We start from the raw sequence: 12,358 nt of genomic DNA on the forward strand, positions 1-12,358 counted from the left end.
AAAACTAAGGCTAGGAAATGAGCGTCGCCCCCAAACGTCCGAAGGGCCCACCGCTGAACGCCATGCGGGCATTTGAAGCTGCTGCGCGACATGCGAGTTTTGTTGCGGCTGCGGATGAGCTTTGCGTCACTCCTGGCGCGATCTCTCAGCATATCAAGACGTTGGAAGATTGGGCGGGCATGTCACTCTTTCGCCGTAACGCCCAAGGGGTGGAGTTGACTAAGGCCGGAGCATCGCTGGTCTCAAGGTTCACATCCGCCTTTGACGCGTTGGCGGATGCAACGCGCGCCTTGCGCAACCTTGGTCCGGACGTGGATTTTCACATCGCGGCCCTTCCATCCGTCGCTCAGCTTTGGTTGCCGAAAAGACTGAGCAAGGTCAGAGCGCAATTACCAATGATCAACTTCTCGGTGACCGCGATGGAAACCCCGCCGAGCCTGTCGAGAGAACTGTTCGATCTGGCGATTTTCTTCGATGTGCCCGATGGATCCCCCGATCAGGTCCCGATTTGTGCCGATGGGATTGTACCGGTGTGCGCACCTGCGCTTCTTGAACGGGTCGTAGACTTCGAGACAGCGACGCTTTTGCACGACCAGACGTGGGCAGATGACTGGGCCGTTTGGTCAAAGGCGACAGCCACGCCCACAAGCGATCCGATACACGGCCCGAAGTTTTCCCTATACAGCCTTGCCGTGGAAGAGGCCAAAGCCGGTGCCGGCGTCTTGATCGGGCATCTGTGCCTGATCGAGGAAGCGCTCGCGAACGGTTCGCTGAAACCTGCCAGCGAGCGTACCTGCCATACGGGGCGCCATTTGTGCGCTCGACTGCCCGAAGATTCGAGGCGAAGACCCGAAACCGATCAAGTCGTTTCGCTGCTCTATTAGAAGTTCCCAGGGCCCAATTCGAGCGTGGTGCAGCATTTCGTAGGTTTGGGCTCAGAGTGTCCGTTCGCTGCATCAGACCTGAATGTCGGTTCTGCGGACACAATGGTCGGTCACCTCAGCCATGTCATTGCAGGGGTTGCACAGCGTTAGTCTCCGGGACAACCTTGGTCTTGAATTTACCGAAGCGGAGTGGCCATTTGTCGACCACTTCAATCAATCAACTTCTAGAGTTCCTTATTTATGGCCCTGCATGATCACCCTATGTGGCGAAAGCCCCAACATCATCAAGATCTTGACCACGCGCATGACCACGTCCATTGGGCCGAGTTATTCTATGACCTGATCCATGTTGTGACGATCTTCTTATTGGGCAACTACCTGTCGCACCACCTTGATTTTCATGGGTTTCTTGTGTTCGCAGGGGTCTTCATCACGCTCTGGTACGCTTGGGGTGAACTCAGCATCTTCAATTCGATCTATGTCAGCACCGATTTCTGGCACCGCCTGATTATGTCGGTGATGATTTGTACGGTGATGTTTATGGCTGCAGCGATTCCGGCTATCGACGGCAAGGGCTGGGTTTTCTTTGCTTTAGGATTTTCTGCGAACAGAGCCATGATCGCGGCGCTTTATTATCGCGCCCGGCGGGTCAATTCTTTCGGCGAGTTGATGTCGGCAGCGCAGATTCGGAACTTTTCGGTTTTTGCGGTGATCTTCGCCATCACAGCGTTTCTACCGGCACCGCTTGCCTATTGGGTATTTGCTGTCGCGATGGTCGCTACTCAGGCAATGTACATGATCCCAGGCGTCACTGTCCTACGCTTCGAGCGGTTCGTTCCGCGCGTTGGTCATATGGCAGAGCGGTTTGCTCTGCTGACGCTAATCGTTTTGGGTGAAGGCTTCTTCAAACTGGTCGTCACTCTCTCAGAGAAGGGCATCTATAAAGTTTCGCCTGATGTGCTGGTCAACTTCGTTATCGGCGGCGTTTCGATGTTTGTGATGTGTTGGATTTATTTTGACTTTGTCGGTAACGCCAAACCAAAAGACAAAAAAGTGTCGACCTTAGTCATCTGGTGGCTTGCGCACCTGGTCCTGATGTTGTGCGGCGTCATGGTTGGCGTGGCACTTGCAGCGGAGGTCAAGGTCGGGTTTTGGGAGCCTTACCCAACCGAATATGCAGCCATTGGCTGTTTTGGTCTTGCCGGATACATAGCCATGCTTTGGGTGCTTCAGAACGTCATTGAGCACCGCCTGGCCTCAGACTTCGGGCGCTGGGACATCCGAGTGTTTGGGATCGTTCTGGCAATTGCCTGTTTCTATATCGTCCCACATGTTCCTTCATTGGTTGGTAACCTGATCTGGGGGACAGCTTTGCTATCACAGATCGCCATACCTTTGACGCGCGCCTGGATGAAGTTCCGAGATGGGTGAGGCTGTGACAGATTCAAGCTATTTGAGGCAGAGGGTCTATTGGTGGCTGGAGCGCCCAGACCGGGCAGCCACAGGCCCTTGGTTGCTGGAAATAGCTTTGATCGCCCTGATCACGCTGAACGTAGCTGCAGTTATCCTTGAGACGGTCGCTTCCATCTATGCTCGTTGGGGTTTCGCGCTTAACCTGTTCGAAGGCCTTTCCTTGTTCGTGTTCGTGGTCGAATACGTTGCCAGACTTTGGGTCTCGACCGAGAACCCAAGCTATAAAACGCGCGCCTCCTGGGCTGTGTCTCCGATCGCGATCATCGACTTACTGGCTGTGCTGCCTGCGCTGCTTTACCTGATCTTTCCGGTTGACCTGCGACTGCTTCGAACTTTCCGTATGTTGCGGCTACTCAAACTCACTCGGTACTCGCCTGCGCTCGGCATGCTTCTCGCTGTATTTGAAGAAGAGGCTGGCGCTTTTTTCGCCGGTTTCTTTATCTTGATGGTGATGCTGATATTTGCCGCAAGCGGTGCTTGGCTGGCAGAGCATGAGGTGCAACCAGATGCGTTCGGCTCAATCCCGGCGGCAATGTGGTGGGCTATGGCGACACTTACGACCGTTGGCTATGGCGACGTGACCCCGGTCACGGTCGCGGGGAAGGTCTTCGGAGCAGCGATCACGGTGATCGGCATAGGTATGGCCGCATTGCCTGCAGGGATCATCGCAAGCGGTCTAAATGACCAGTTGCACCGCCGACGCGCAAGCCTAGAGCGTGAATTTCGAAAAGCCCTAGAAGACGGGGATATCTGTGAGGCGGACGAGGCCGTTATTGACGCCGTTCGCAAGCAATTGGGCCTGTCGCGCCGCGCTGCTGACCACATACGAAATCGCGTGCATGCCGAAACGGTGCCGCAGGTCGATCGCTGCCCCACCTGTGGCCAACCGACGACCCAAAATACCAAGCCTGTTTACGAAGAATGACTTTTCTAAGAAACACACTCAATTGACTTGGGTCGGGCGTCCACTTCGGGCTCGATACAGTCCTTCGCTGCAGTACGCTCGAACGTCTGCTTCTGCGCCAACGGTCAGCCACTTCATCAACGTCAACAAACAGTCGTCAACCGGTCGGCCTACCCGCGCTCGAATTCAGTGGTAGCGGTTCACTTGGCGTTGCATCTGGGTGCAATGACGCAAGATACGCACAACCGGGTGGATCATGGTTACTGCGTGTTCGGTGCGGGTGTGCCAGGTATTTGAAGCCTTACGAAGCATTGCGACCTCCCATTGATGACGTTACGTTAACTTGGATGAACGAGAGGTTCTGTGAACTGGGACACAGAGTGCCAGTACAAGTTTCCGCCCCAGCACCAGCGACCTCCAGTCAGCCCTTGGAACCACTCGTCAGCGGTCGTCTCAGCGCCAGTGGACGGTCGGTCTAGCGGTCTCGTCAGCACCCGTCGGCACCAGTAAACGGGTAAGTCAGCGGTTGAAAAATGCCCCCGAAACCGCCCCAGTTCCGGTCACCGGTTGGAAAAGCGTATAGGTTTCATCGGGCGGCAAGGTTTCCTACCACCCCAGCCAATAAAATCAGGGACTTAGCGGTCCCTTTTTTTATGTCTGATCGTCAGGTGTCCAGCTTAGGTGTCCAAACGCAGGAATCGACATTCCGTGCGGCTAATGCGCGTGGTGATACCCAATGAACGAAAACGCCCGTCACGGGATGGACAACTGTTTGACTTGCGCCGGAACAAAGATAGAACATTCAACATGCGCAAGTGGCCACGAACAATCCCGTATGATCTACGCTGCCGACTAGAGTCGCTGCATGAATACCGCAGCGCACCTAGCATCCAAACCCAATGGGCCGCGATCTTTGAGTGGTTGCACAAGCACGACATTCAACCACCAGATCACGCGTTACCGACCGAACCAGAATTGAAAGGTCCGGTCGGCCACTGGTGACAAAAAACTCGTTACCCCCTCATCCCCGAAAAAACCCGCATTGTTCGGAGGGAAACCAATTGAACAACGCGGGCATTAGTTGCGGGGTTAAATTGTTACGGCACAAATCTTGGGTTGGATCAAAGTTCCCCGCGTCACCTTAATCTGGGATGATAGGCAACGCGGGGATTTAGTCTGACCATGGGACTGCCCAGATTAATGCCTGTTCGGGTTTTACGCAGGCGCAGGAACGGGCTTTTCCATAATCACGTTCACAGATGAACCTAGTGTCCAAAGCGTTAAAGTGGCTATCAGGATCACAAGTCTGACCAGGTGATATGCAAGGTTCAAGTTTTCAGGAATAACCTGAACAACGTTCCAACCTTCTTCGTTTTGACGTGAAATAACGTTTTCAAGTTTTCCACGCGAACTGCCGAACAGCCATCCAAGCAAGCCAGCAGAATAAGTAACACGGACTACTTTGTTGTCTTTCATTGAGAGGCCCTTTCTCTTTCAAGGCACAGTTTTATTTTGATAATTCCTTGCGCCAGTTCATTGCGAACCGCGTGTAGTCGTCGAAATTCAAATCCGCACGCTGGCAAAAAGGTGGTCTTTAAATTTTTTGCTCTGCAGATTTAATTCGCGATGGAATTGCAGTGCCTCAATTTACCAACCGGTCGTTTGGCAATTGATGGAATTTCCGAACGAGTTGCAGTTCGTCGTATACATCTCCGGCCCTTTACCAAAGTCAGACATTTGTTGACTCATGTTTGCCAGAGATTGGTTTGCTCCCGCCCGCATTTCACCGGCCGTTTCCTTGACACACATGGCGAAATGCGGAGTACCCGGTTCAAATCCGTAACCTTTGCACTCTGCGCTGTAGAAAGCGAATTTCGTTTCGCTCGACGCAGTAGCGAACCATGCCGGAGAGCCGGGAACACCAGCAACTGTTTCACCATTCACACCAGTACTACAAGCCGAAGTAATGGCAACGAATCCTGCCAGTGAGGTTCCGATCAGAGTTTTCCTTAATTTCTTCATTGATTAGCTCCACTTTCACAGCAACTTCCTTCTGAAACTCACCTAGGCGCCAACGTCGCTGACTTCTTTTTTGTGATAGCCAAAGTCAGAGCAGAGCGGTGCTTTTTTGGCGCAAAATATTAATTCAGTGCATAAGGAGAGATTTTCAGTACTCTCGAGTGATTTAACTATTTTCGTTTAATTGCAGAATTCTAAAGCATTCCGTCAGAAGCTACTTGTCTTGAAATCCATTGTTTTTGGCGAAAAATAAAAAGCGAGTTCTTTGACCTCAACACAGATTTTTCACGAGACAACCCCTACTCGAAAAACAAATATCTGGAGGAATGACCGAGATGGAAACTTCAACTATCGCACTTATCGTATCCGGCGTAGTCGTACTCAGCCCGATAGCATTCGCCTTAATGGCGAGCCGTAACAGCCGCAAAACCAAACAAGCCATCGCCGCCGCAGAAGCCGCGAAGGTTGAAGCAAACAATGCCGAAAACAAAGCGAATAAAAAAAGCAAAGAACTGGAATTATCTATCGAAGAAGCCCGCGCCGCCCACAAAGCATTGGCCGCAAAATTCGTGCCACTCGCTGAACTGATCGAAAAGGAAGCTGAAATTCAACGCGACATCGAAGATGCCACGTCTGCCTTGGCCGCCACCCGCAAGCTGGTGGGTGATGCGAAGTCGGAACTGGGTATGTTGACCCGTGAAGTTGATGTCCTGCATTCCGGCATGTACGAATTCAAGTTCGACGTGCGTCATCCGAAACTGTTCAAACAGGAAATCGTCAACATCCGCAACAACGTAAAAGAACACATGGCCCGTCGCGTCAAGGATCAGTCCCGTCACAACAAATCGGCTCTGAAGATGGCGTTTGCGACCTTCAACGTTCTGTCTGACAAAGCGATCCGCGAAGTAACGTACAAGAACATAAAAACGAAAGAAAAACAAATTCGTACGACGATTACCAATCAAGCCAACAGCGGTCACTTCCAGAACGCCATCGGTGATTTCATCATCGAACAGAAGGTTAAAGAACTGCACATGCACTTTGAACTGGCCGTGAAGGAACAGGAATTGCGTGAAGAAGCCAAGCATGCCGCAGCCCTGCGCCGTGAAGACGAAGCTGCTGCACGCGAAATGCAGAAGGCTATTGACGACGAAAAGGCACTAGAACGTCTGCTGGATCGCGCCAAGCGGATCGCCAAATCGGATTCAGCCATAGACAAGGCTCGGATCGAAGAACTGGAAGAACAATTGGCCGAAGCCCACACTAAAGCGGAACGTGCCAAATCGATGGCCGAACAGACCCGTGCCGGTCACGTCTACGTGATTTCCAACATCGGATCGTTCGGTGAAAAAGTTCTGAAGATTGGTATGACCCGTCGTCTGGAACCGATGGATCGCGTCAAAGAACTGGGTGACGCATCCGTACCGTTCCTGTTCGACGTCCACGCAATGATTTATACTGAAGACGCTCCGTCTTTAGAAAAGACATTGCACAGTGTGTTTAACGACCGACGTGTAAACAAGGTCAATATGCGAAAGGAATTTTTCAGTGTTTCCTTAGAGGAAATTCGGGAGGCATTGACCTTGTACTCGCCTGAAGCCGAATTATACGAAGATGTGGTGGCAGAAGAGTACTACGCATCTCTTATGGAATTCTCTGAAGCGGCCTAAAGGCAGATAGCGTCATGCGTTAACAAAAGCGGTCTCAAAATTGGTTTTGTGACCGCTACCTAACTCCATTTTGGTCTAGAAAAGACTTTGGGCTAACACCCGACCACCTTTTGAAAGCGGTCGAAAAAGCCGCTTGATCGGAGTAACCCAAGATGAAGGCGACTTCAGATGATGTATAGCCGCCATTGAGGTAAGTGGTTGCAAGATCAAATCTCAGATCGTCCACGATCGCTCTGAAACTTAAGCCCTCTTCTTTTAAGCGCCTTGCAAAGGTTCTTCCACTCAGTCCCAGGCTAGATGCGACTTCAGGCGCGGGAATAATTCGCCCTGGTAGACTTGATATCAGTATCCCTTCAATTTTTGATCGAAGCGGTTGCTTTGGGTTGGGTTGCTCCGAAAGAAGTCGCTCTCCGTATTCCATCAAGTGAGTTCGCAGTGATGGCTCATACGTGGGGATTGGCAGGTCCAAAACTGACAGTGGTAGTATTATTTCCGTTTTCTCGGCTCCAAAAACCAGCGGAAATCCAACTAGACGCTCCAAATCCTTAGCGTTCTTAACTTCGTGCTCGAAACGTAATTCTATTGGGAAAAAGTCTACACCCGTAATCTTACGCATCCTGGTCAAAGCACCTACCAACAAAAATTCAGTGTATCTGTGGTATTTTGCAAAAAGAGGTTCTTTTCGCTCAATTTCGAAGGATGCGGCGTTTCCTGACATACGGAGTGCGTATGAGTGATTTGGATCAACCGCGCCGTAGTACTTTTGGGAGTTTTCTATGGCTGCCCGCAAGTTAGACGAATACTTGCCGATGTAGCTAGTAAGGCTTCCGCTCTCTACATCCTGCAAACCCAGCTTCACGCCCAATGCGTTGTCGCGAATAAGTCTGCTAGTTGAACGTATTAGTTCGGCTTCTGCTTTGGGCTTTTTTCTACTGTTGGACAAAAGAGATGATCTTGAAAGGCCACTGCTTTCCAACACTTGGTTGAACGCTTCTGTGTTTCCAACTAGCTTTTCTAGAGACCTGACCAGCCAATCAAATCTTAATTCAATCTGGTTCAATCCGCCCATTCCAATTGCTGCAAATCCATTCCAAGACCAGCAAGCGAAGTTGTTCTCAATTTGTCAATGACTAAGCGCTTCCCGTTGGTGTCCACCTAAGACTGTGATCTGTTCTATAAAGTTTTGGCAGATACTAACAGTCCTTTGGCCTTAAATCGAAAGAAATTCGATCTAAGCATACCTTAAATATACATAAAATTCAGTTGTTTAGCAGCGGTATCACACTCCGATGGAACTAGTTGTATTAATCGTGATTATTGGTGGATTGCTGATAAAAAGCACCACTGGCAATCGTTCTGTTGGCCGAGCAGTCAGAAGTTCGTACCGACGAAAGCCTTCCAAAAAGCCAGTAGTAAGGTCTAACCATCGACGGACCACGCGAAAGCCACGATACCAACTCCCAGCAATGCCAAAGAGCATGATGCTGCAGGGGCGTGCCTACGTGATAGATGGCGACACGATCCGAATAAATGGAACAAAAAATCGTTTGGCTGGAATCGATGCTCCGGAATTGGACATGCCTTATGGCCAAAAGTCCAAATGGGCGATGGTTGAAATTTGTAAGGGGCAGACCATTACCGCAGAACTTGATGGTGAAAGGTCTTACGACCGACTTGTGGGAACATGCTATCTACCAGACGGTCGAGACATTGGTGCAGAGTTAATTAAACAAGGACTGGCTTTAGATTTGCCGGAGTTTTCTCGTGGTAAGTATCGCCATCTAGAGCCACCGGGAGTGCGGCGAAGGCTCGCTAACGGGCAGTTTGGGCATGCTTCTATCCGCATTCAACAGAGAACGACAATAAAGGTGAGCCGGAGCTGAGACTATTAGGCTCTGGACCTATTAACAGGTCGGAGCGTAAACGGCTGCTTTGATCCAGAGCAGACACTGTTAGAAAACACGGCTATGACCGTGTTGCGGACATAGCTGCCATATGGGAAATCGGGTGACTTCCCCATTTACTGGTATCCGTCTGGGTCGTTAGGAGTATTTAGTAATGTGCCTTCAAACGCGTCGAGATCATCATTTATTTGAAGCCAAGGCAACTTGCTTTGCTTGTTCACGTGAAAAGTCGGTTTGAAGTCTTCCGGGTTTTCGAGTGACGCAGCATAGAGGTGCATGCCACCCGGATAGTGATCGGCTTCAAATCCAATGGGTGACCCGCACATCCCGCAAAAGTGCCTGAAAACGCCTTTGGAACTTTCGTAAGTGCGGGGTTTATCACCGGTCCACTCAAAGTTCTCTATCGGCACACCAAGCCACGCAACCACCGGCGCCGCACAATTCCGACGACAGTCATCACAGTGGCAATAGCATGCCCATGTTTGATCACCCTGGAAGACCCAGCTTGTTTTTTTACACAGACAATACCCGCGCGTCGCCATTCGATTTTCCTCCAAACCTCCGGGAACATAGGACGCAGATGGGTTCTAAAATAGAATTTTTGGGACGTTTCATCAGCAGAAAACGTCGGAGTTCAAGGTCACTTTGGCTCGGTGCGGACGTTGGCTGAAATTCGCGATGACCACTACGCGGACAAAACAGCCAGATGCAATCGGAGTGAAAGCAGGCCGTGTACTACCACCATATTGGGCAGTCGGCGGGCGCTCTACTCCAGTTCGTTCACATACACCGCCCCATTGAGCATGACGAAGTCAATCGTGTCGATTGGTTCCCATTCCTCTGGTGCATCGAACCACTGATCAGTACCACCAATAACGGTGATGTCCTCAAGCGGATTTCCATCCACCAAAATGAGATCAGCGTAGGCGCCAGCCTCGATCACACCGAGCTTACCAGCCTGATATGGGTTCCTTGGCCCAGACATGGCGATCATTTCCCCGGCGGTCGAGGTCAACTGCTTTAACACTTCAAAGTTGCTGTCGAATGTCTGCGTCCGCCACCAGATTTCATAGCGTCGCGCTCGTTCTGCATCGGCGAACTTGCCGACGTAGTCAGAGGCAAAGACGACTTTGACGCCGTTCTTGAGAAGGTTGCGACCAAAATCAGCGTACTGTTGGCCGAGTTCTTCCACCAACGGGATTTTATCCGCTGGCATAAGAGGGTTGCGTGCAAGGTCAGGAGATATACCCCACATTTGTGGGACCATGTACCCGCCTTCCGCTGCGATGCGCTGCATGGTCTCTTCGGAAATGAAGAACCCGTGTTCAAAAGTTTTGACGCCGCAATCAAGAAGTCGGTTAACGGCGCGGTCAGTAAAAGTATGTGCCGCGACGTATGTTCCCCAATCCGCCGCCGCGCCGGTAATTGCGCAGATTTCATCTTCGGTAAATTGCGTCGTGTCGATTGGGTCAAAACGCGATGAGCCCCCGCCGCCGCCCATGATCTTAATTTGTGTGGCACCGTTACGCAGGTTCAGGCGTGTGGCCTTCAGAGCCTCGGGAACTCCGTCTACAACATTACCAATACCCATACGTTCAAAATTCGACAGGTCGCCAGCATCGTTGATCGAAAAACCTGCGTCAGCGCGGTCACGGAAATCACCGTGACCAGAAGTCTGTGAGATGAAAGCGCCAGATGGATACAAGCGCGGACCGACTACGCGACCTAAATTGATTGCTCTGGCCAAGCCAAACGCAGGACCGCCCATGTCTCTCACGGTCGTGAACCCATCTCTAACAAAACGTTCAGAAACGATGACCGCGTTGTAGCTGATGTCAGTAATGTCGAGGTCGCGCTCTACTGGCCCGAAGTCATCGTTGATCATGACATGAGCATGGCCATCTATCATACCCGGCATGAGAGTGCGGCCACCGCCATCGATGACAACAGCATTCGGTGCATCGATGGTTCCCTCTGAAACCTCACTGATTAGGCTGCCTTCGACAAGCACGCTTCCTGCTTTCAAGCCATCGTTAACACCATCGAAGATATTGATGTTTGTAATTAGCGTTTTCTGAGGCCGCTCTGCGTCGAAAATCATCGCAGGCAATTTGCCGGGTGCATATGCACTGGAAATGTCCGACTGCGCAGCGGCCTCCAGTGCTGTTAGCGAAACACTGGCTGCAAGAGCGACCAGAAAACCTGATTTAGAAAAGGTCATGATAGTTTCCCCCCCCCCGTTAATCTCACGAGTAGCATGCGCCTGTTCGACCAAACAATAAATGATTAGCATGTCAGGCGACGTGCTACGTAGAAGAGAAATCACCTGACGTGCGCTCCAAAGGGCAAAATCTCGTGGATGGTCGACGGACTTTTTGACCGCTTTGGGCTCCAAGTTGAACTTCTCGGACCCACTTTCGCCGAAGATGCTTCGCGGAACATCCGGTTAAGAATACTTCCGCGAAACTTCTTTTCTGGAAAACAACGTACTATTCGATTTCCAGTTTTTTGAAACGCGATCCTTTCCAACTCACATCAGCCATTAAACCCTTCTGACCAAAAATGAAGGACACGATATCGCTTTTAAGGTTGGTGGTGTCCAAATCACCGCCAGCACCAATTTTGGCCACGGCCACCGATGCATCCACGCCCAATTCCCACTCGCGGTCATTACTGGTGAACTTTGCCAGCGCTTCGTTTGTGTTCAATGCCAAGATCATCGAATGGGATTGAATTCCTGCGATGAAACCACCTTTGACGCCGAAGGTATTGTAATAAAGTTTTTCATCAGCGCCAGATACCAGCACGCATCGACCTCCTTCGGCGCCAAAGCCAAGGCCAGCTTTCGTGATGTTTGGACACACCAAAACGCCCTTAGCGCTCGCCAGTACTTCGTCAGCGCCTTTTGTATCGGCCTTGAATTGAGCTAATGTGGCTTCCGCTTCCGTGTCTAGTTTCGCAGCATCTTCAGCAGTAAATTTTGCGGTCGCAGTACTCGCAAAAACAAAAATGAACGCGAGGCTTGAGACGACGATTGCAAGGCGGTTTTTTAAAGTAGGCATTTTCCATTCCTCAAAAATCATGAATCGAGTAGTCGGGCTGCTTTTGCAAACAGCACAGGCAATTGACTACCAGATCGTCAAGGATTCACATAATCAGATAAAAATATTGAAATATATTGATTGCAGTGTTGAGCTGCCAATCCGCTTTCACAGGTGTCCCTTTTTTCTACTCTCAAGCCTTCCCGGTGAATGTGAGCTGCGGCTTCAAACACCTACGTTTCACAAAGTTTTTCTGAGATCATTTAAAAATGTGCCGGTTCTCAATGACCACTTTGGGCTCTGAGCAGACCTAGACTCAATTTTGGTGAGTGTCTGCTGTTTCGCGCTTAGGGGCCGTTCGTAGCCGTCGGTTTGAGATTTTCAGCCCGAATGTCGGCTTTCACCAGCAGCGGACGTTCGCAGAAATCTGCTGAACGGCAGAGTTGCGGACAACCCGCCTGAT

At 50.9% G+C, this 12,358-nt stretch carries 12 protein-coding genes; 5 read left to right on the plus strand and 7 right to left on the minus strand.

Going from position 1 to position 12,358, the window contains the following annotated elements:
- Nucleotides 1-17: 17 nt before the first annotated feature.
- The 3 genes from ACXADZ_RS13125 (at nucleotide 18) to ACXADZ_RS13135 (ending at nucleotide 3,282) form a co-directional block, all read left to right on the plus strand.
- Complete coding sequence (locus ACXADZ_RS13125; protein ID WP_475196966.1) at nucleotides 18-884, plus strand: LysR family transcriptional regulator; 867 nt, start codon at nucleotides 18-20, stop codon at nucleotides 882-884.
- Nucleotides 885-1,145: 261 nt separating this feature from the next.
- On the plus strand, nucleotides 1,146-2,315 hold the full coding sequence (locus ACXADZ_RS13130) for a low temperature requirement protein A (RefSeq protein ID WP_475196968.1): 1,170 nt from the start codon (nucleotides 1,146-1,148) through the stop codon (nucleotides 2,313-2,315).
- Nucleotides 2,316-2,319: 4 nt separating this feature from the next.
- Nucleotides 2,320-3,282, plus strand: a complete 963-nt coding sequence (locus ACXADZ_RS13135; RefSeq protein WP_171125974.1) for an ion transporter — start codon at nucleotides 2,320-2,322, stop codon at nucleotides 3,280-3,282.
- 165 nt (nucleotides 3,283-3,447) lie between these two features.
- Here ACXADZ_RS13135 and ACXADZ_RS13140 read toward each other — a convergent pair whose 3' ends face one another.
- The 3 genes from ACXADZ_RS13140 to ACXADZ_RS13150 form a co-directional block, all read right to left on the minus strand.
- Entirely contained in the window at nucleotides 3,448-3,573 is a 126-nt protein-coding gene (locus tag ACXADZ_RS13140) for a hypothetical protein (protein ID WP_475196973.1), read from the minus strand.
- Between the two features lie 903 nt (nucleotides 3,574-4,476).
- Nucleotides 4,477-4,737 carry a hypothetical protein gene (locus tag ACXADZ_RS13145; protein ID WP_475196975.1) on the minus strand — a complete coding sequence of 87 codons (261 nt, stop codon included), beginning with the start codon at nucleotides 4,735-4,737 and terminating at the stop codon, nucleotides 4,477-4,479.
- A 171-nt stretch (nucleotides 4,738-4,908) separates the two neighbouring features.
- Nucleotides 4,909-5,283, minus strand: a complete 375-nt coding sequence (locus ACXADZ_RS13150) for a hypothetical protein (protein WP_475196979.1) — start codon at nucleotides 5,281-5,283, stop codon at nucleotides 4,909-4,911.
- Nucleotides 5,284-5,615: 332 nt separating this feature from the next.
- On the opposite strand from ACXADZ_RS13150, the gene ACXADZ_RS13155 reads away from it, so the two are divergent.
- Complete coding sequence (locus ACXADZ_RS13155) at nucleotides 5,616-6,950, plus strand: GIY-YIG nuclease family protein (RefSeq protein WP_475196982.1); 1,335 nt, start codon at nucleotides 5,616-5,618, stop codon at nucleotides 6,948-6,950.
- Nucleotides 6,951-7,005: 55 nt separating this feature from the next.
- Here ACXADZ_RS13155 and ACXADZ_RS13160 read toward each other — a convergent pair whose 3' ends face one another.
- The gene (locus tag ACXADZ_RS13160; protein WP_475196984.1) at nucleotides 7,006-8,019 is read right to left on the minus strand and encodes a helix-turn-helix domain-containing protein; all 1,014 of its coding nucleotides are present in this window, start codon (nucleotides 8,017-8,019) and stop codon (nucleotides 7,006-7,008) included.
- Nucleotides 8,020-8,416: 397 nt separating this feature from the next.
- On the opposite strand from ACXADZ_RS13160, the gene ACXADZ_RS13165 reads away from it, so the two are divergent.
- A complete protein-coding gene (locus ACXADZ_RS13165) occupies nucleotides 8,417-8,833 on the plus strand; it encodes a thermonuclease family protein (protein ID WP_475196986.1) in 417 nt (138 codons plus the stop codon).
- Between the two features lie 137 nt (nucleotides 8,834-8,970).
- Here the strand turns inward: ACXADZ_RS13165 and ACXADZ_RS13170 are convergent, their stop codons facing one another.
- The 3 genes from ACXADZ_RS13170 to ACXADZ_RS13180 all read right to left on the minus strand — a co-directional run bounded on the left by ACXADZ_RS13170 (nucleotide 8,971) and on the right by ACXADZ_RS13180 (nucleotide 11,916).
- A complete protein-coding gene (locus ACXADZ_RS13170; RefSeq protein ID WP_475196989.1) occupies nucleotides 8,971-9,396 on the minus strand; it encodes a GFA family protein in 426 nt (141 codons plus the stop codon).
- Nucleotides 9,397-9,620: 224 nt separating this feature from the next.
- Nucleotides 9,621-11,249, minus strand: coding sequence for a metal-dependent hydrolase family protein (locus ACXADZ_RS13175; RefSeq protein ID WP_475196993.1), 1,629 nt, complete (start codon nucleotides 11,247-11,249; stop codon nucleotides 9,621-9,623).
- A gap of 94 nt (nucleotides 11,250-11,343) precedes the next feature.
- Complete coding sequence (locus ACXADZ_RS13180; RefSeq protein WP_160116601.1) at nucleotides 11,344-11,916, minus strand: lipid-binding SYLF domain-containing protein; 573 nt, start codon at nucleotides 11,914-11,916, stop codon at nucleotides 11,344-11,346.
- Nucleotides 11,917-12,358: the final 442 nt, after the last annotated feature.

Source organism: Ruegeria sp. ABM4_193 (assembly GCF_056158705.1).